Source organism: Chromobacterium aquaticum (assembly GCF_021129195.1).
In the GTDB taxonomy this organism is placed as follows: domain Bacteria; phylum Pseudomonadota; class Gammaproteobacteria; order Burkholderiales; family Chromobacteriaceae; genus Chromobacterium; species Chromobacterium aquaticum.
The window spans coordinates 1-17,559 of record NZ_JAJOHW010000064.1; the positions used below are offsets into that span (position 1 = coordinate 1).

The 17,559-nt window shown below is 66.3% G+C and carries 18 protein-coding genes; 11 read left to right on the forward strand and 7 right to left on the reverse strand.

All coding sequences use genetic code 11. The annotated features are described in order from the left end of the window. From LQT98_RS10255 to LQT98_RS10275, 5 genes are all read right to left on the reverse strand, one after another. Positions 1-831, reverse strand: an 831-nt coding sequence (locus LQT98_RS10255) for a glycoside hydrolase family 16 protein (RefSeq protein WP_231462240.1), incomplete at its 3' end; no start/stop codon positions are given. Positions 832-1,079: 248 nt separating this feature from the next. Next, positions 1,080-1,595, reverse strand: a complete 516-nt coding sequence (locus tag LQT98_RS10260; protein WP_048411691.1) for a hypothetical protein — start codon at positions 1,593-1,595, stop codon at positions 1,080-1,082. 166 nt (positions 1,596-1,761) lie between these two features. Next, positions 1,762-2,514, reverse strand: coding sequence for a hypothetical protein (locus LQT98_RS10265; protein WP_231462242.1), 753 nt, complete (start codon positions 2,512-2,514; stop codon positions 1,762-1,764). 2 nt (positions 2,515-2,516) lie between these two features. After that, positions 2,517-3,446 carry a substrate-binding domain-containing protein gene (locus LQT98_RS10270; RefSeq protein WP_231462243.1) on the reverse strand — a complete coding sequence of 310 codons (930 nt, stop codon included), beginning with the start codon at positions 3,444-3,446 and terminating at the stop codon, positions 2,517-2,519. Positions 3,447-3,574: 128 nt separating this feature from the next. Then, complete coding sequence (locus tag LQT98_RS10275) at positions 3,575-4,480, reverse strand: LysR family transcriptional regulator (RefSeq protein WP_231462244.1); 906 nt, start codon at positions 4,478-4,480, stop codon at positions 3,575-3,577. Between the two features lie 263 nt (positions 4,481-4,743). Here LQT98_RS10275 and LQT98_RS10280 point away from each other — a divergent pair, with 263 nt between their 5' ends. From LQT98_RS10280 to LQT98_RS10300, 5 genes are all read left to right on the forward strand, one after another. Continuing rightward, a complete protein-coding gene (locus LQT98_RS10280) occupies positions 4,744-5,922 on the forward strand; it encodes an MFS transporter (protein ID WP_231462245.1) in 1,179 nt (392 codons plus the stop codon). Between the two features lie 109 nt (positions 5,923-6,031). Beyond that, positions 6,032-7,471 (forward strand): PhoPQ-activated protein PqaA family protein, encoded by a 1,440-nt coding sequence (locus tag LQT98_RS10285; RefSeq protein WP_231462246.1) that lies wholly within the window; start codon positions 6,032-6,034, stop codon positions 7,469-7,471. Positions 7,472-7,658: 187 nt separating this feature from the next. Then, a complete protein-coding gene (locus LQT98_RS10290; protein WP_231462247.1) occupies positions 7,659-8,264 on the forward strand; it encodes a helix-turn-helix transcriptional regulator in 606 nt (201 codons plus the stop codon). Then, the gene (locus tag LQT98_RS10295) at positions 8,261-9,223 is read left to right on the forward strand and encodes a threonine/serine dehydratase (protein ID WP_231462249.1); all 963 of its coding nucleotides are present in this window, start codon (positions 8,261-8,263) and stop codon (positions 9,221-9,223) included. The genes LQT98_RS10290 and LQT98_RS10295 overlap by 4 nt, the downstream gene beginning before the upstream one ends. Beyond that, positions 9,220-10,164: an ornithine cyclodeaminase family protein gene (locus tag LQT98_RS10300; protein WP_231462250.1), complete on the forward strand. Its 945-nt coding sequence runs from the start codon at positions 9,220-9,222 to the stop codon at positions 10,162-10,164. Before LQT98_RS10295 ends, LQT98_RS10300 begins: the two co-directional genes overlap by 4 nt. A gap of 168 nt (positions 10,165-10,332) precedes the next feature. Here the strand turns inward: LQT98_RS10300 and LQT98_RS10305 are convergent, their stop codons facing one another. Next, positions 10,333-11,595 carry a hypothetical protein gene (locus tag LQT98_RS10305; protein ID WP_231462252.1) on the reverse strand — a complete coding sequence of 421 codons (1,263 nt, stop codon included), beginning with the start codon at positions 11,593-11,595 and terminating at the stop codon, positions 10,333-10,335. Positions 11,596-11,844: 249 nt separating this feature from the next. Here LQT98_RS10305 and LQT98_RS10310 point away from each other — a divergent pair, with 249 nt between their 5' ends. The 6 genes from LQT98_RS10310 to LQT98_RS10335 all read left to right on the forward strand — a co-directional run bounded on the left by LQT98_RS10310 (position 11,845) and on the right by LQT98_RS10335 (position 16,717). Then, the gene (locus LQT98_RS10310; RefSeq protein WP_231462253.1) at positions 11,845-12,864 is read left to right on the forward strand and encodes a threonine aldolase family protein; all 1,020 of its coding nucleotides are present in this window, start codon (positions 11,845-11,847) and stop codon (positions 12,862-12,864) included. A 114-nt stretch (positions 12,865-12,978) separates the two neighbouring features. Beyond that, complete coding sequence (locus tag LQT98_RS10315) at positions 12,979-14,172, forward strand: serine hydrolase domain-containing protein (protein WP_231462254.1); 1,194 nt, start codon at positions 12,979-12,981, stop codon at positions 14,170-14,172. A 95-nt stretch (positions 14,173-14,267) separates the two neighbouring features. Then, the gene (locus LQT98_RS10320; RefSeq protein WP_231462255.1) at positions 14,268-14,813 is read left to right on the forward strand and encodes a GNAT family N-acetyltransferase; all 546 of its coding nucleotides are present in this window, start codon (positions 14,268-14,270) and stop codon (positions 14,811-14,813) included. Continuing rightward, positions 14,806-15,231, forward strand: coding sequence for a DUF2000 domain-containing protein (locus LQT98_RS10325; protein WP_231462256.1), 426 nt, complete (start codon positions 14,806-14,808; stop codon positions 15,229-15,231). Before LQT98_RS10320 ends, LQT98_RS10325 begins: the two co-directional genes overlap by 8 nt. An 11-nt stretch (positions 15,232-15,242) precedes the next feature. Next, the gene (locus LQT98_RS10330; RefSeq protein WP_231462257.1) at positions 15,243-15,941 is read left to right on the forward strand and encodes a helix-turn-helix transcriptional regulator; all 699 of its coding nucleotides are present in this window, start codon (positions 15,243-15,245) and stop codon (positions 15,939-15,941) included. Beyond that, positions 15,938-16,717 (forward strand): PhzF family phenazine biosynthesis protein, encoded by a 780-nt coding sequence (locus tag LQT98_RS10335; RefSeq protein ID WP_231462259.1) that lies wholly within the window; start codon positions 15,938-15,940, stop codon positions 16,715-16,717. The genes LQT98_RS10330 and LQT98_RS10335 overlap by 4 nt, the downstream gene beginning before the upstream one ends. A 96-nt stretch (positions 16,718-16,813) precedes the next feature. Here LQT98_RS10335 and LQT98_RS10340 read toward each other — a convergent pair. Further along, positions 16,814-17,559 (reverse strand): LysR substrate-binding domain-containing protein (locus tag LQT98_RS10340; protein WP_231462260.1); only part of this gene is annotated, 746 nt, incomplete at its 5' end.

Sequence of the window (17,559 nt, forward strand, 5' to 3'; positions counted from 1 at the left end):
GGCCGATGCCGGCGCCCGACGGCGCGCGGCGGGTTCGCCGGCGTCGCGGTACACCCGCACATAGTCCACCACCATTTCCTGCGGCCAGCGCGTGGACGCGTCCGGCGCGCCGGCCCAGTCGCCGCCCACCGCCAGGTTCAGCACGAGGAAGGCCGGCTCTTGCAAGGCGCTCCAGCCGTCGCCGCCGTCGGTTTTCATCGTCACCGTCTGGTAGAGCTGGCCGTCGACGAAATAGCGGATCGCCGCCGGCGACCATTCCACGGCGAAATCGTGGAAGCGATCGTTGAACCAGCCCAGGTCCGGCGTGACGTAGGAGGCCGACGCCGTTTGCACCGTGCCGGCCGGCGCGCCGGGCTTGGGCCGGTGCGCGCTGCCCCAGATGGTGGCGTTTTCCGCGCCGGCCTCGCTGCCCACCATTTCCAGGATGTCGATTTCGCCGTAATGCGCGGGCTGATCCCATTGTTGGTTCAGCATCCAGAACGCCGGAAACATGCCTTGGCCGTAAGGCAGCTTGATGCGCGCCTCGATCCGGCCGTGGCGCCAGGCGGCCTGGCTGCGCAGGCGCGCCGAGGTGTAGTCGCGGCCGCCGTAGGCCTGCCGCCGCGCGGTGATATGCAGCGCGCCGTCGCGCACGGCCACATTGTCTCCGGCGGTGTAGTACTGCAGCTCATGCAAGCCCCATGGGCCGGGGCCGGATTCCAGCCGCCATTTGGCGGTGTCCAGCGCCGCGCCGTTGAATTCGTCCTGCCACGCCAGTTGCCAATTGGCCGCGGCTGCGCCACCGCTCAGCAGCGCCGTGATTGCGGCGGCTGCCGCCATCTTGCTTTTCATCGCTCATCTCGCCCGAGTTTGTCGAGCGCCCAGCATAGCTGGACGCGACAGCGGCGCAGTGCAACCGCGCTTGGCAGTTTTACCAAGCGCGGCCAGGCTCGTGGCTTAGGGCCTGCTCAAAGTCTCGCGAGCAAGGGCGAGACAAGGCGAAAACGAGCGAAAAAACGGAATGTACAGGTGGTACATGAGCATTTTGAACTCGTTTTCAACGCCGTATCGCCGACGCGCAGCAGATCGTGAACAGGTTTTTAGGAGCAATTCGAGTTCAGGCTGGGATAGGCGGTATTCAGGATCCACTTGCCCTTGCTGTTCTTGGCATAGCGGAAAGACAGGTAAATGGGCTCTCCCGCGGGAAACGGGGTGGATTGGGTGCAGGCTCCGGCCGCGTTCACCTGCTTGCAGGTGCTGGGCCGCGCGCCGGGCCAGCCGTTGGGATAGAGCGTGCCCTCCGGCACGCAATCGGATTCCGCCGCCCGGGTGCCGCATACGGCCGGTTTGGGGCCCTTGGGACCGGGGTAGCTCTGCCAAGTGGTGAAGGCGGCCTTGAATTGATCCCAACTGTCGAACTGCGATTTGCCCGCCTGGGTGGGCTGGCCGCGGATATGGATGCTGACATGGCCTTCCATCGCGGTGTTGTCCGTCATGGATTTGACGCTGGCGTTCACGTCCGCGGTGACGCGGCATTCCGCCGCCAGCGACGGCGTGGCCGAGAATAGGCAGAAAGCCAGGGCGGACAGTGCAAGCGGGCGATAGGGATCAAGCATGGATGGCTCCTGAAAGCGGCGGGAAACAGTCCCGAACCGGGTTTTTAAAAGCGGGCGGCTGGAAGTTATCGCGCCAACAGGGCATGGCGCGGCTTATCGTTGAAGATTAATGCAAGGAGCATGATTGGAGCCTGCGCTTTGGGACAGGCGAGGAGCGGGAGGGAGGCTATTGCCGGTTGCGGGCCCAGGTGGCGGAGGTTTCCTGAAAGAACGCGTCCATATGGTGTTGGCGCCAGATGGCGGCGGTGTCCTTGGCGAACAGGCCGGCGCGCAGCGCCTGGCGCAGCTTGCTCAATACCGGCGGCGGGGTGTCGGGATTGCAGGCCAGCCAGCGTTCGGCCGGCGTCAGCAGCAAGACCTTGCGCGGCGGCGGGCCGGTGTCCGGTTGCGGCGGCGTGTCGCTGACGAAGACCTCCAGCCGCTTGGCCGCCAGCATCTTGAAGCCCAGCGCCGGTTTGGCGATGGGGATGTAGGGCAGTTGGGCGCTGCTGAGCAGGTCGCGCGCTTCGGCAATATCCACCGTGCCCAGCGTCCGGCCCCGGAAATCGCTCAGGCTGCGGAATGGCGCGGCATTGCCGGCGGCGGCGTAAGCCTGCAGCACCACCGGCGCGATGGCGGCCACATAGCTGAGGGTTTCCGCCTTGCCCTGATCAAAATTCACGTCCAGCGCGCAGGTGTTCTTTTCCGCCGCCGCCAGCAACAGCGCCCGTTTGGCCGGCGCCGTTTTCAGCGCCACCTCCAGCCCGGCCTTGCCCGCCAGGTAATGGAATGCTTCCGCGTAGGGGCCGGCCAGGCCATCGCGGGCCGGCAGCAGGAAGGGCGGATGCGCGTCCGCCACCACCGTCAGCGCGGGTTGGGCCGGTGTCCAGCCGCAGGGCAGCGCCATCACCGCCGCCAGGCATGCGCGAGCGAGCGCCATGGTCAGGATTTCACCAGGTCCACCGGCGTGCGCACGATGCTCTGCATCTCGCTCTGCGTCAGCCGTTTGTTGAAGGATTCCAGGCCCAGCCGGATTGCCTGCTCCGCCTGCAGCGCCGGGTGCTGGTCCGCGGTGGCGTAGATGCGTTTGGCCGCCAGCAGCGCGGCCATTTCCGGGATATTGTCGTAGCCGCCGATCAAGACCTTGCCGTCGCGCTTCAGCTCGCTCAGCGCCTGCGCCGCGCCTATCGCCATATTGTCGTTGCCGCACAAGAGCGCGGCCAGGTCTGGCGTTTGCCGCAGCAGCGCCGTGGCGGCGGCGCGGCCCTTGTCCCGCTCCCAGTCGCCCCAGGCGATGCCGGCCAGGCTCATGCCGGCGTTGGCGATCGCCTCGCGATAGCCGTCGCTGCGCGCCTTGGCGTTGATGGAGCCGGGCAGGCCCTCGATCACGCCCACCTTGCTGCGCGGTTTCAGCGCGCGCAGCACATAATCCCCCACCGCGCGCGCGCCGTTGAAATTGCTGGGGCCGACGAAGGGAATGTTGACGCCGTGGCCGGCCAGCGCGCGGTCGTCCAGCTTGTTGTCCAGATTGATCACCAGCATGCCGCTCTGTATCGCCTTGATCAGCGCCGGGATGATGGCGCGGGAATCCGCCGGCGTGATGATCAGGATCTGGTCGCGGCGCGCGATGCTGGTTTCGATGATCTTGACCTGCCCGGCCACGTCGGATTCTTCCGGTACGCCGTCCAGCGTCAGCCGGTATTCGGCGCGGTGCTGGGCGTGATGTTTGCGCGCGCCGGCGGTCATCAATTCGAAAAACGGATTCTTCAGCGATTTCAGCACCATGGTGACGGCCGGCTGCGCCGCGGCCGCCGCCCGCCAGGGGACGGCCAGCAGAGCCAGGGATGCCAGTAGAAGTTCGCGCCGCCGCATAAATCCCTCCGCCTGATCAAGGCTGAATGGAAACCAGGCTTCATTGTGCTTTGACCGCCACGGCGGGTTCGCCACGGCGCATGGCTTCTTTATAGCGCACCGCGCGGCGAGGGCGGGTGGCCCGCCGGCTAGTTGGGGTTCAGCGCGTCGTTTAGATGGATGCCGCCGCAGAAATCGATGAACGCTTTGTGGCGCGCGGTTTCTCTTTTCTTGCGCGACCAGAGCACGCTGAGCTGGATGTCCCGGCTGGTGCATTGCGGCAGGATGGGGGTCAGTCTCCGTTCCCGCAATTCCATGGCGATGGAGATGTCGGGAAGATAGGCGATGCCCAGCCCCTTGAGCGCAAAGTGTTTCCTGGCCTCCAGGCTATTGCAGACCAGCGAGGCCGGCAGTTTCATCTCGTCCTCGTCGCCAAGATGCCAGGCTTCCACTTTGCCGGTATTGGGCGAGCGGTAATGCAGGCATTTATGCCGCGATAAATCATCGATGCCGCGTGGAATGCCGTGCCGAGCCAGATAGGCGTCGGAGGCGACCATGATCCTGCGGAAGCTGCCCAGCGGCAGCGCTTGGATTGCCTTGATCGCGCCGCAGCCGGCCGCGCCGGTTCTCAGCGCGAAATCGAAATCATCGTTGATGATGTCGACCAGTGTGTCCGAGTAATCCAATTCCAGTTCTATTTCGGGATAGAGCGAGTTGAATTGGGCAAAGTAATCCAGGAACACATCGCTGATGGGCGGCAGGCTGATGCGTATCTTGCCCTTGGCCTGGGTCATGCCGGCACCAAGTTCATCTTGGATGCTGTCCAGCTCTTGCAGCAGGCCCAAGGCCCGCTCCAGCAAGTGCTGGCCCTCGGCGGTGAGGGTGATGCTGCGGGTGGTGCGCTTGAACAGCGATACTTGCAGCCTGGCTTCCAGCCGGCTGATGCGCTTGCCGACGGCGGAGGCGGAGATCCCCATCCGCTGCCCCGTCATGACAAAGCTGCGCAGCTCCGCCACTTGAACGAACAGGGCCAGGTCCTGAATGGAACTGAGCATTTCCACGCCTTTCCGGACAAATCTGTCCATGCAATCTGGAGCGCAGGCTTACTTTATCGAAAGATGGCGCTGGCATTAGAGTTTGGCCTCGGACTTTAACACAGCCAATCCGCCGGCCGCGCGCCGGGGGCGAGCTGGCATTTTTGCGAGGAGGAACGCATGGTTGCGCGCACATTGAAACGGCCTGGCCTAGCTTGTTTGTATCTTTCATTGTTTTTGATGGGCGTGGCCGCTGCCGCGCCGCAGTGGATGCCGGAGCCGCGATGAATACGGGCAAATTGATGACTATGCCGCTGTTCGCGCTGGCGATTGCCGCCTTCGCCATCGGCACCGCCGAATTCGTGGTGATGGGGCTGTTGCCGGAAATCGCCAGCGATATGGCCATTTCTATTCCAGCCAGCGGCCATCTGGTGTCCGGTTACGCGCTAGGGGTGGTGATAGGCGGGCCGGTCATCGGCATCGCGCTCCGCGCCATGCGCGAAAAAACCGCCTTACTGGCGTTGATGCTGATGTTCGTGGTGGGCAATGCCGGCTGCCTGCTGGCCCCCGGTTTTGGCTGGCTGATGCTGGCGCGGGTGTTCACCGCGTTCAGCCATGCTTCTTTCATCGGCACCGCCGCGGTGTTGGCCTCGCGGCTGGCTCCGCCGGGCAAGGAGGCCCAGGCCATGGTGCTGATGCTCAGCGGCATGACCTTGGCCAATGTGCTGGGCGTGCCCTTGGGCTCCTTGCTGGGACAGTTGCAGGGCTGGCGCGCCACCTTCCTGGCGGTCATGCTGCTGGGCCTGTTGGCCGCGGCCTTGATCGCCGGCTTCGTTCCGGCCGGACGGGCCAGCCCGTCGGCGCCCGCCGGCCACGGTTCGGACCTGCGCCGGCCGGTGATCTGGCTGGGACTGGCCACCAGCGTGATGGCGTCGGCCAGCATGTTCGCCTTCTTCACCTATATCGTGCCGGTGCTGTTGCAAGTGACCCATGTGGAGGCCAAGGTGGCCACGGCGGCGCTCTTCGTCTGCGGCGTCGGCATCACCATAGGCGGCTTGCTGGGCGGACGCCTGGCCGACTGGAACCTGCCGAGGGCGCTGACGCTGACCCTGCCTTGCCTGATTGCGGTGCTGGTCGCGTTTTACTGGGCCAGCGCCAGCCTGTATCCGGCGCTGGCGTGCATGGTGTTGTGGGGCGGGCTGTCCTTCGCGGTGGGCATGATGCTGCAAGCGCTGATCATCAAGGTGGCCGGCAATGCCGCCGCCTATGCGTCCACCTTGAATATCGGCGCCTTCAATCTGGGCAATGCCATCGGCGCCTGGCTGGGCGGCAGGGTGCTGGAGATGGGCTGGGCCTTCAACGCCATCACGCTGCTGGCCGCCGCTCTGGCCGCCGTGACCCTGGCCATGGTCGTCGCCGTGTTGCGGACGGCGCGCCGGGCTCCGCGCTCGCTGTTGGTTTGAGGATGGGCTTGCCGGTATGGGAGTGGCTGGATGCGGCAAGGACTTGAGTGTTTACCCTAAACCTTGCAAAATCTAGCACCCACTCTCTAACAATTAATATATTCCGCCGATGAACGCTTCCCTCCCTCTCGCGCTGCGCGCCTGCGTCGCGCTGTGCTTGTCATGGCCCGCCGTCGCGCCGGCCAAATCCTTGCCGGCTCAGCCCGCATCCACCGTTGTCGCCGACTATTTGCAACAGGCCAAGGCCAGCCAGCAGCCGGCCGAGCTGCTCAGCTCGGTGGTGGAGGACGGGGTGGAGGTGCGCATGTACCGGATGGTGTCGCAGCAATGGCCGGGGGCCGGCAGTGGCATCAACAGCAATGCGCCGCTGTGGGAGCAGCAGTACAAGCTGGTCCTGCCCTTGCAGCGCAAGCCGGGCGCGCCGGTGCTGCTGTATGTGAACGGCGGCAGCAATCACGCGCAGCCGCCCAAGTTGCCGGATCGCTTGCCGGCGGAGGCGCTGGCGCGCGATCTGGGCGTGCCGGTGGCCGAGCTGTATTTCGTGCCGAACCAGGATTTGCAATTGGACGAGCAGCCGGCCGGCCGCGAGGACGCGCTGGTGGCCTATTCCTGGCGTAAAACGGTGGATCAGCCGCAGGCGGAGCGCTTCAGTTCCCTGCACTTGCCGATGACGCAGGCGGTGAGCGCGACGATGGACGCCTTGCAGCGCAGCTTGCCGGGCAGCGAGCGTTTCGTGCTGGCCGGCGCGTCCAAGCGCGGCTGGGCCGCTTGGCTGGCCGGTCTGAACGATAAGCGGGTGAGCGCCATCGTGCCGGTGGTGGCGGATTTCTGGAATGTGCGCGTCAACTTCACCCATGTTTACAACAGCTACGGCCAGCAATGGCCGGTGGCGCTGCGCGATTACCAGCGCAACGGCATCACCGAGGATGTGCTGCAGGGCGGGCCTGGCCTGGACGCCTTGTTGCGCTTCGAGGATGTGATCCATTACCGCGTCGGGATGGCGCGTTTGAGCAAGTATATGATTTCCGCCTCCGGCGACGATTTCGCGGTGCCGGATTCCGCCTGGAGTTATCTGCCGGACTTCGCCGGCCCCACCCAGCTGCGCTATCTGCCCAATCAGTCGCATTATGTGAAGGGCGATCAGATCGGCCAGGCCTTGCGGCAGTTCATGCGCCGCTGGCTGGCCGGCAAGCCGATGCCGCGGGCGCAGGTGGACGCGGACCCGGCCAGCGGCCGTCTGCGCGTCAAGGTGACGGCGCGGGAGGCGGGCAAGGCCACGCTGTGGCTGGCGAGCAATCCCAAGAGCCGGGATTTCCGCTTCAATTCCGGTATTCGTTATCAGCCCAAGGCGATCGAGGGCCAGTGCCGCCGCGGCAGTTGCAGCTTCGAGTTCCGGCCGGATGCCGCGCAGCCGGGCTGGCAGGCTTATTTCATCGCGTTCGAAGGCCAGGACTTCGCCTGGAGCACGCCGCCCTTGGTGTGGCCGCACGCCTATCCCAACGGTGAGCCGGTGCCGTTTGGCGCGCCGCGTTTGCAACTGGGGCGCTGATGACGTTTTGCCGCGTTTGGAGCCCGTGTTTGCATCTCTTGGCTCTGTCCTGATCCAGAAGCCGGCGATGCCGGCTTTTTCGTTCTTGGCTTTAGCTGTGGATTTTTAAGTCCATATTGGACTTTTTTGTTTTAATTTTGGATTTTTGAGTCTAAACTGGATTTATTGATCCAATTCGAGTGCCGCCATGCTGTCCCGTTACCAGTCCATCACCGACGCCATCGCCACCTTGTTCTACCCCTATGCCGAGGTGGTGCTGCATGACCTGGCCACCCAGTCCGTGGCCTATATCGCCAACAATTTCTCCAAGCGCGAGCTGGGCGACGATTCCGGCCTGGAAGAGCTGGAAAACACGCCGGACGCGACGGTGATCGGCCCTTACGAAAAACTGAACTGGGATGGCCGCAAGCTGCGCTCCATCAGCGTGGTGCTGCGCGACGACGCCGGCGCCGCGCTCGGAATGATGTGCGTGAACCTGGACATCTCGGTGTTCGAGGGCGCGCGGGCGGCACTGGACCTGTTCTTGTCCGGCAGCAAGCTGGTGGCGCAGCCGGCCTTGTTGTTCGAGGACGATTGGCAGGAGCGCATCAACCGTTTCATCCACGGCTGGCTGCAACAGCGCCAGCTGAGCCTGTCCATTCTCAACCGCGAGCACAAGCGCGAGCTGGTGGAGGCGCTGCTGCACGAGGGCGCGTTTCGCGGCAAGAACGCCGCCAACTACGTGGCCAATGTGCTGGGCATGGGCCGCGCCACGGTTTTCAAGCATTTGAAAGAGCTGAAGGAGCAAGCATGACACTGGATTCCCTGTTCGACGCCATCGCCGCCGCCCACCAGGCCATCCGCCCGCAGGCGCGGGTCACGCCGCTGGAGCACAGCCCGGCCTTGTCCGCCCTGACCGGCTGCGAGGTGTATCTGAAGTGCGAGCATCTGCAGCGCACCGGTTCTTTTAAATTCCGCGGCGCCAGCAACAAGCTGCGGCTGCTGGACCCGGCGGCGCGGCGAGACGGGGTGATCGCCGCGTCCACCGGCAACCACGGCCAGGCGGTGGCCTTGGCCGGCGGGCTGCTGCAAGTGCCGGTGACGGTGTACGCGCCGGCGTCCGCCGCCGCGGTGAAGCTGGATGCGATCCGCGCGCTGGGCGCGGAGTTGAAGCTGGTGGACGGCGACGCGCTGGCGGCGGAATTGAGCGCCGGCGCGGCGGCGCGGCGGGCGGGATTGCCCTTCGTGTCGCCGTATAACGATCTGGAGGTGGTGGCCGGCCAGGGCACAGTGGGCATGGAGCTGGCCGAGCAGTGCCCGGAGCTGGACGCGGTCTTTGTCTCCGTGGGCGGCGGCGGCCTGATTTCCGGCATCGGAACGGCCTTGCGGCGCCTGGCGCCCGGCGCGGAAATGGTGGGCTGCTGGCCATCGGCGGCGGCCACCATGCACGCCAGCCTGCAGGCCGGCCGCATCGTCGAGGTGGACGAGGGCGACACCCTGTCCGATGGCACCGCCGGCGGGGTGGAGCCCGGCGCGGTGACTTTCGAGCTGTGCCAGGCCCTGATCCGCCATTGCGCGCTGGTCAGCGAGGCGGAGATCCGCACGGCGCTGCGCTTGCTGGCCCAAAGCGAGCGCTGGATGCTGGAGGGCGCGGCGGGCGTGGCGCTGGCCGGCCTGTTGCAGCAGGCGCCGCGCTACCACGGCAAGAAAGTGGCGGTGGTGCTGTGTGGCCGCAACATCGTGCTGGATAAGTTTGTGAAGGCGGTGTCATGAAAATCTTCAACAAGGATGAAATCCTGGCGCGGCTGGATCTGGAGCGGGCGGAAGCGCTGCTGCGCCAGGGCTTCATCGCCTATTCCGCCGGGCGCGCGCAACTGCCGCCGGTGCAGCATTTCGCCTTTGCGGCGGCCAACGGCGATTGCTGCGTGAAATCCGGCCATGTGGAAGGCGAGAGCCTGTTCGCGGTCAAGGTGTCCTCCGGTTTCTATGACAATCCCAAGCGCGGCTTGCCCAGCAATCAGGGCCTGGTGCTTTGCTTCTGCGCCCGAACCGGCGCGCCGCTGGCGCTGCTGCGGGACGAGGGCTGGCTCACCGCCTGGCGCACCGCGCTGGCCGGGCGGCTGGCGGCGCGGGTCTTGGCGCCCAGCCGGGTGGAGGCGATAGGCATCGTCGGCACCGGCTTGCAGGCGCGGCTGCAATTGCGCGCCTTGCAGGCGGTGACGCCGTGCCGCGATGCATGGGTGTGGGGGCGTTCCGAGACCGAGCTGGCGGCCTTCGCCGCCGAGTTCGAGGCCGAGGGCTACCGTGTGCGGACCACGCTGGACGCGGAAGCGCTGGCGCGCGCCTGCCGGCTGATCGTCACCTGCACGCCGTCCAGCCGGCCCATTCTGCAAGCCGGCTGGCTGCGGCCCGGCAGCCATGTCACCGCGGTGGGCGCGGACGCCGCCGGCAAGCAGGAGCTGGCGCTGGAACTGGTGGCCGGCGCGGACCGCATCGTGGTGGATTCCGTCGCGCAGTGCGCGGCTTACGGCGAGGTGTCGCATGCGTTGGCCGCCGGATTGCTGGAGCGCGAACGGCTGGCGGAACTGGGGCGGCTGCTGGCCGGCGAGCAGCCGGGCCGGCAAAGCGAGGACGAGATCACGCTGGCGGATCTGACCGGGCTGGCGGTGCAGGACGCGCAGATCGCCAAGTGCGTGCTGGAGGCCCAGGCCTGAGACGCTATTGACCGTCAATGGGTTCTCAGAACCTGTTCAAAGTCTGCTGCGCTTCAGCGATACGGCGTTAAAAACGAGCTCAAAATGCTCATGTACCACTTGTACATTCCGCTTTTTCGCTCGTTTTCGCCTTGTCTCGCCCTTGCTCGCGAGACTTTGAACAGGTTCTCAGGCCGCGTGTGGGAAGCCATGCACCGGCCGTAAGGGCGGCCGGGCGTGGCCGCCCTGTTTTTGCGCCGCCATCAGGAAGCGGGTGTAGTTTTCCTTGCCTACCTGGCGGAAGTTGAATTTGACGGTGTCGGCGCTCAGCACGACGCCGTCCTTGGCCTGCAAGCGCGCGACGATGTCGGCGATCACATTGTCCGCCTGCTGACGCAGCGCGGAGCCGGCTTCTTTTTTCAGCATTTCGTTGAGGGTGACGATGGCGGGCGCGTCCGCCAGCCCCATGGCGGACAGGACGGCGGCGTGTTGGCCGAAGTGCCGCCAGACGATGGCTTGCGAGCCCAGCCGCAACACGAATTTGAACGGAAAGCCGGTGCGGATGGAGAGCAGCACCGGGTCGATGCACACCAATTGTTCGATGGAGTTGACGCCCTCGGCCGCCAGCGCGGCGGAAATATTGGCGGTCACGCCTTCCAGTTGGATCAATTGGTCGTTTTCCTGCGGCTGTTCCTTGGCGTTCAGGTTCAGCGCCACCAGCCGGCGCAGCAGTTTGAACAGCGTATCCATCGGAAAGGCGCCTACTGCGAAGGCGGACACGGTTTGCGCGGCGGAGACGGTTTCGGCGGCGCCGGCGGCGCTGACGGCCGCGCCGATGGGGATGGCCAGCATCATGCGCAGCGCGTACCAGTACACGTCCGCCACATTGAGGCTGCGCTTGCGCACGCTCAGCACCATGTCGCTGACCACGAACAGATAGGCGCCGGCAATGGCGGCGCAGACGATCTGCGCGTCGAACGGCAGCGTCAGTTGGTCGTTGACGGCGAGCAGGTAGAGCACGCTCATGCACAGAGTGGCGATCAGCATCAGCAGCATCGGGGTGAGGAAGGCGGCGCGGCCGTAGTGCTCGCGGTAGATCTGCTCGAACAATTGCTCGGCGGCGGCTTCCACTTCTTCGTTCTCAGGCAACGGCCAGGTGCTCAGTTGCGGGTGCTTGTCGGTGCGCGGCTGCCAGAACTGGCGCAGGTAATAGACCAGCGCGCCGTTGTTGAGCCGGTTGCGGAATTCCTCGTAGCGGGCGCCCCAGCCTATGACCAGGAAGCGGATCATCGGCGCGGCCGCCAGCGCGGTGACCAGCAGGCCCAGCGCGAAATGACTGGTGTGCAGGGAGCGGGAGAAAGGCCGTTCCGTCAGCCACGGCAGCATCGCCAGCGCGGTGATGTCCAAGAGCAGCAGGCCTATCCACAAGCCGTGATAGTTCAGGTTTCTCATGATGGCCTCGCTGATTGGCGGCGTGGCTACCATGTTAGTTCTCCAGCGTAAAATCGCACTCCGTACGAATAACTAGCCGCTTGGGCAGCGTCAACCTTGTCGAAAGTCGTGTTGAATCATTGATGGCCGGCCCCTAGCATTTGCTTCGCATTTGATTGGCATGCCAATAGCGCGGCGGCTGTCCTCGCCCGAGGTTTTCCTTGCCGCCGCTTGCCATCCTCCAACCGACGTTCGCCAACGGGACCAGACATGCCGGACATCATCGATTTGAGAAGCGACACTCTGACGCGGGTCAGCAAGCGCGATGTGGAAGCGCTGGATTTCGCCAAGATCGGCGACGACTGTTACGGCGAAGACCGCTATGTGCGTGAACTGGAAGCCTACTGCGCCGAGCTGTTCGGCAAGGAGGCGGCCTTGTTCATGCCCTCCGGCACCATGAGCAATCAGGTGGGCCTGCGCTGTCTGGCGGCGCCCGGCGATGAGATCGTCACCGAGGTGGGCTATCACATCAGCTTCTTCGAGTCCTCGGCGGTCAGCGCCAACAGCGGCCTGGTGCTGAATGCCTACCATAGCCGGAATGGCGTGCTCACCGCCGACGAAGCGCGCATCGCCATCCACGCCAAGGCGCGCTGGTCCAGCCTGTACGCGGTGCCCAAGGTGGTGGCGATAGAGAGCAGCATCAACAGCTACGGCGGCATCGTCTATCCGGTGGACGAGATGCTGCGCGTGCGCGCGCTGTGCGACGAAATGGGCCTCAGCCTGTACCTGGACGGCGCGCGAGTGCTCAATGCCTGCAGTCATCTGGATCTGTCGCCGGCGCGTTATGCGCGGCCGGCGGACATGTTGAACTTTTGCTTTTCCAAAGGCGTGGGCGCGCCGTTCGGCTCCATCCTGGCCGGGCCGGCCCACAAGATCGAGGCGGCCAAGATCTTCCGCAAGTGGCAGGGAGGCAGCCTGCACCAGTCCGGATTGATGGCCGGCGTGGCGCTGGACAAGATGCGGCATTGGCAGCAAGTGACGCAGCAAGACAATGACAATGCGGCCTGGCTGGGGCGCAGGCTGGGCGAAGCGGCGCGGCTCAAATACCCGGTGGAGACCAATATGGTGTTCATCGAGGCGGCGGACGCCAAGGCCGCGGCGGCGCGGCTGGCGGAGCGGGGCGTGTTGGCGCTGGCCTGGAAGCCGGACTTGCTGCGCTTCACTTGCAGCAGCCTGGTGACGCGGCGCGAGCTGGAGCGGGCGGCGGACATCATACGCGCCAGCCTGTGAGCGCCGGCCTGCCATTCCGGACAATTTCTCACGACAGAGCGGAGCGCCGCCCGCTTTTTCCCGGCGCGGCGGTCGCTTATCGTTGTTGGCTGTTTTGCAGCCAAAGGAAGCGATATGTCGAATGTGGAATGCAGCGTGCGGCCAAGCCGCGCGGAGCTTGGCCTGGACGCGCGCGTGGACGCGGTGCTGGAGCAGGCGCTGAGCGAGCGGCGGCTGGTGGGAGCGGTAGTGCTGGTGGCCAAGGACGGCACGCCGGCCTACCGCCGCGCCGCCGGCTGGGCTGACCGGGAGGCCGGCGTGCCGATGCGGGAGGATGCGCTGTTCCGGCTTGCTTCCGTCAGCAAGCCCATTGTTTCCACGGCCGCGATGGCGCTGGCGGCGCGGCGGCGGCTGGACCTGGACGAGGACATCGCCCGCTGGCTGCCGGAGTTTCGGCCGCGGCTGGCGGATGGAACGCCGGCGCGGATCACGCTGCGGCAGCTGCTCAGCCATACCGCCGGCCTGGGCTATCGCTTCTTTGAGGAAGACGGCGACGGGCCCTATGCCCGCGCCGGAGTGTCCGACGGCATGGATGCCGACGGCCTCTCGTTGGCGGAGAACCTGCGCCGCATCGCCAGCGTGCCGCTGCTGTATCCGCCCGGCCAGTCCTGGGGCTATTCGCTGGCCACCGACGTGTTGGGCGCGCTGGTGGAGCGGGTGGCGGACGAGCCGCTGCCGCAGGCGGTGCGCCGCTGGGTCACTGCGCCGCTGGGCATGGACGACACCGATTTCCATGCCTTGGCGCCGCAGCGCCTGGCCGCGATCTACGTCAATGGCGAGGCCGAACCGTGGCGGATGGAGCAGCCGGCGATAGTGGCGCCGTTCGAAGGCACGGTGGGGATACGCTTTGCGCCGCAGCGGGCGCTGGACGCCGGCGCCTATCCGTCCGGCGGCGCGGGCATGGTGGGCAGCGCCGACGATTTGCTGCGCTTGCTGGAGGCGCTGCGCCAGGGCGGCGCGCCGCTGCTGCCGCCGGAATGGGTGGACGAGATGGGGCGCAATCACACCGGAGCGCAGGAACTGCCGGAAATGCCCGGCTTCGGTTTCGGCCTGGGTTTCTCGGTGCTGCGCGATCCGGCCGCCGCCGCGTCGCCGGAATCGCCCGGCACTTGGCGCTGGGGCGGCGCTTACGGCCATTCCTGGTTTGTGGACCGCGCGCGCGGCCTGAGCGTGGTGGCTTTCACCAATACCTTGTATGAAGGCATGTCCGGGCGCTTCGTTTCCGATCTGCGCGACGCGGTGTACGGCGTGGAGCCGCGCTTGCAATAATTCAACCAAAAATGTAAATTTCAACAAATTGTTGAATTGTGGCGGCCCAAGCCCAACGAGATTCGAGCTTGGGCCGCTGGCATGAAGGGGAAACGATGTTGCAATTGGAGCGCTTGGCGCTGCGCGAATTTCGCGCCGAGGATTTGCCCAATGTGTTTTACGGGCTGTCGCACCCGGAAGTGATCAAACATTACGGCATCCATTACGCCAGCGAGGAGGACTGCCGCGCGCAGATGCGTTGGTTCGACGACATCCGCGCCGACGGCAGCGGCCTGTGGCTGGCGCTGGAAACGCGGGAGGATGGGCGCTTCCTGGGCGCGGTGGGCATCAGCTCCTGGTCGGAACAGCACCATTGCGCCGAACTGGGCTATTGGCTGCTGCCGGAACACTGGGGCCGCGGCTATATGCGGGAAGCCCTGCGCGGTTTCCTGAGGCTGGCTTATCGCCGCTTCCCGCTCAACCGCGTCTACGCGCAAGTGGAAGTGGACAATCTGGGCTCCGGCAAACTGTTGCGGAGCGTCGGCTTTACCCTGGAGGGCGTCAGCCGCGAGTGCGAATGGAAGGACGGCCGCTATCTGTCGCTGGCCAATTACGCCTTGTTGCGCGCGGAGCATGAGGCGGAGGACGGTGGCGATGAGTGAGGCGGAACGCAAATACGTGGCGGTGATCCACAAGCGGCTGGAGCCGGGCCGGGCGATGAATGTGCTGGGCCATCTGGCGTTGGCGCTGGCCTGCCGGCTGCGGCGCGCGGACGCGGCGGCAAACCACGTGGATTATGTGGACGCCGACGGCGGCGTGCATCCGGCGATCTCGGCCGATCCCTTCATCGTGCTGCGCGCCGACAACTCCGCCAAGCTGGAACGGCTGCGCCAGGCCGCCGCCGAAGCCGGCGTGGCCTGCGTCGATTTCACCGACACCATGGCCGAGGGCGGCAGCGCGGAACAACTGCGCCGCACCGCGGCCACCCCGGCCGCCGCCTTGGAGTATTGGGGCGTGGCCTTGTGCGGCGACGAGGCCGAACTGGGCGCGCTGACGCGCAAGTTCAGCCTTTACCGTTGACGGGCGGGCGCATGGACGATCCGAAGCAGGCGGAAAAGCAGGCGGTGCTGCGCGCCTTGAGCGCCACGGTCAAGCTGGTGGGCGCCATGGTGGATGCGCACACCGAGGTGGTGTTGCATGATCTGGGCCGGCCGGAGCGCTCCATCATCGCCATCGAGAACGGCCATGTGTCCGGCCGTCAGGCCGGTGACGCCATCCTCGGCGGCCCGGCTGGCGACCGCGGCTTCGCCGCCATCGAACAGGCGATGCGTCAGGGCGGCGCGGAACCGGCGCTGGTGTCCGGCTACCATACCCTGAGCCGCGACGGCCGGCGGCTGCTGTCCGCCAGCGCCGTCTTCAAGACCGCCGCCGGCGAACCCTTCGCCGCGCTGTGCCTGAACAGCGACCGCAGCGAGCTGGAAGCGGCGCTGGCCTGCCTGCAGGCGCTGGTGGGCCGAGCGCCGCCGCCGCAACGGACGGCGCCGGAGCCGCCGGCGATGGACGAAGCGATGCAGGACATCATCGCCCAGGCGCTGGAGCGCGGCGGCAAGCCGCTGGCGCGGATGAAAAAGGCGGACAAGAAACAGGCTGTGGCGCAGATGCTGGAGCAGGGCCTGTTCATCGTCAAAGGCGGGGTGGAGCGCGCGGCCGAGGCGCTGGGCGTCAGCCGCTACACCGTCTACAACTATCTGGACGAAATCCGCGGCGATGCGCGGGAGGACAAGGCATGAACATCCCTATCTATCAGGTGGACGCGTTCTGTGACGCGGTGTTCCACGGCAATCCGGCGGCGGTGTGCCCGTTGTCGGCCTGGCTGCCGGACGCCGCGCTGCAAGCCATCGCGATGGAAAACAATCTGTCCGAGACCGCTTTTTTTGTCGCGGACGGCGAGCGGATGGCGCTGCGCTGGTTCACGCCGACCACCGAGGTGGATTTGTGCGGCCACGCCACGCTGGCCAGTGCCTGGGTGTTGTTCCATCAGTTGGGCTGGCGCGGCGAGCGCATCGCCTTCCAGACCCGCAGCGGCGAATTGACGGCGCGGCATGACGGCGAGCGCATCGAGCTGCGCTTCCCCGCGGTGACGCCGCGGCCCTGCGCCGAGCCGCCCGGCCTGCTGGCGGCGCTGGGCCTGGACACCGGCCAAGTGCTGGCCGCCGACGACTACATCGTGGTACTGGACGACGCTGCGCGGCTGGCGGCGCTGCGGCCGGACTTCCAGCGGCTGCGCGGCTTGCCCAAGCGCGGGGTGGCGGTGACCGCGCGCGGCGCGGATTGCGATTTCGTCAGTCGCTGGTTCGGCCCCGGCGTAGGAGTCGACGAAGACCCGGTCACCGGCTCGGCTCACTGCTGGCTGGCGCCGTACTGGGCCGGCGTACTGGGCAAGACCCGTTTGCAGGCGCGCCAGGGCGGCGCGCGCCGCGGCAGCCTGGAATGCCGGCTGGAAGGCGGGGAAGTGGCTTTGCTGGGGCAGGCGCGGCTGTATCTGAAGGGCGAGATTTACGTTTAGAACGTGTTTACGATCTCGCGAGCTAAGGCGAGACAAGGCAAAAACGAGCGAAAAAGCGGAANNTCGTAAACAGGTTCTTAGGCGTGGAGCGGCGCTTCACACGGCGCTTTCCGCCGCCAATTGCTCATCGCACACCGCCTTGACGCAGGCGCGCAGCCATTGCTGCGCCGGGTCCGCGTCCAGCCGTGGATGCCAGATCATGGAAACGGTGATTTCCGCCACCGTCAGCGGCAGCGCGAAGCTGTGCAGTCCGGCGCGCAGCTGGCCGGTGTGACGCTCCGGCACGGTGGCGATCAGATCGCTGGCGCGCGCCAGCGCCAGCGCGGTGGCGAAGCCGCCCACGGTGACCGTGACATTCCGTTGCCGTCCCTGTGCGCTCAGCGCCTCGTCCACCGGGCCGAGCAGTCCGCGGCGGCGGGCCACCATCACATGGTGGCCGGCGGCGTAGCGTTCGACGTCGATGGCGCCGGCCGTCAGCGGATGGCCGGCGCGCACCACGCCGACGAAGCGGTCGCGGAACAGCATGCGCACTCGCAACTCCGGCCCGGCTTCGTGGCCCACCACTCCGGTGTCCAGGTCCACCGCGCCGTCGCGCAGCGGCGCATTGTCCTTGTCGCGCTTGGGCAGAAAATGCAGATGCACGCCCGGCGCCTCGCCTTGCAGCCGCGCCAGCAGCCGTGGGCCGAAGTTCTCGGCGAAACCGTCGCTGCAGCGCAGGGTGAAGCTGCGCTGCAAACTGTCCAGCCGCAGCGTCCCGGCCGGGCGCAGCGCGTTTTCCGCGTCCAGCACCAGCGCGTGCACCCGCTCGCGCAGCTCCAGCGCGCGCGGCGTCGGCGCCAGGC

Bases quoted from the DNA above. Each gene is read 5' to 3' on its own strand.
- LQT98_RS10315 (WP_231462254.1), top strand. From the start codon at position 12,979: ATGTCGAATGTGGAATGCAGCGTGCGGCCAAGCCGCGCGGAGCTTGGC.
- LQT98_RS10330 (WP_231462257.1), top strand. From the start codon at position 15,243: ATGGACGATCCGAAGCAGGCGGAAAAGCAGGCGGTGCTGCGCGCCTTG.
- LQT98_RS10270 (WP_231462243.1), bottom strand. From the start codon at position 3,446: ATGCGGCGGCGCGAACTTCTACTGGCATCCCTGGCTCTGCTGGCCGTC.
- LQT98_RS10300 (WP_231462250.1), top strand. From the start codon at position 9,220: ATGAAAATCTTCAACAAGGATGAAATCCTGGCGCGGCTGGATCTGGAG.
- LQT98_RS10285 (WP_231462246.1), top strand. From the start codon at position 6,032: ATGAACGCTTCCCTCCCTCTCGCGCTGCGCGCCTGCGTCGCGCTGTGC.
- LQT98_RS10310 (WP_231462253.1), top strand. From the start codon at position 11,845: ATGCCGGACATCATCGATTTGAGAAGCGACACTCTGACGCGGGTCAGC.
- LQT98_RS10325 (WP_231462256.1), top strand. From the start codon at position 14,806: ATGAGTGAGGCGGAACGCAAATACGTGGCGGTGATCCACAAGCGGCTG.
- LQT98_RS10305 (WP_231462252.1), bottom strand. From the start codon at position 11,595: ATGAGAAACCTGAACTATCACGGCTTGTGGATAGGCCTGCTGCTCTTG.
- LQT98_RS10280 (WP_231462245.1), top strand. From the start codon at position 4,744: ATGAATACGGGCAAATTGATGACTATGCCGCTGTTCGCGCTGGCGATT.
- LQT98_RS10295 (WP_231462249.1), top strand. From the start codon at position 8,261: ATGACACTGGATTCCCTGTTCGACGCCATCGCCGCCGCCCACCAGGCC.
- LQT98_RS10260 (WP_048411691.1), bottom strand. From the start codon at position 1,595: ATGCTTGATCCCTATCGCCCGCTTGCACTGTCCGCCCTGGCTTTCTGC.
- LQT98_RS10335 (WP_231462259.1), top strand. From the start codon at position 15,938: ATGAACATCCCTATCTATCAGGTGGACGCGTTCTGTGACGCGGTGTTC.
- LQT98_RS10290 (WP_231462247.1), top strand. From the start codon at position 7,659: ATGCTGTCCCGTTACCAGTCCATCACCGACGCCATCGCCACCTTGTTC.
- LQT98_RS10275 (WP_231462244.1), bottom strand. From the start codon at position 4,480: ATGCTCAGTTCCATTCAGGACCTGGCCCTGTTCGTTCAAGTGGCGGAG.
- LQT98_RS10320 (WP_231462255.1), top strand. From the start codon at position 14,268: ATGTTGCAATTGGAGCGCTTGGCGCTGCGCGAATTTCGCGCCGAGGAT.
- LQT98_RS10265 (WP_231462242.1), bottom strand. From the start codon at position 2,514: ATGGCGCTCGCTCGCGCATGCCTGGCGGCGGTGATGGCGCTGCCCTGC.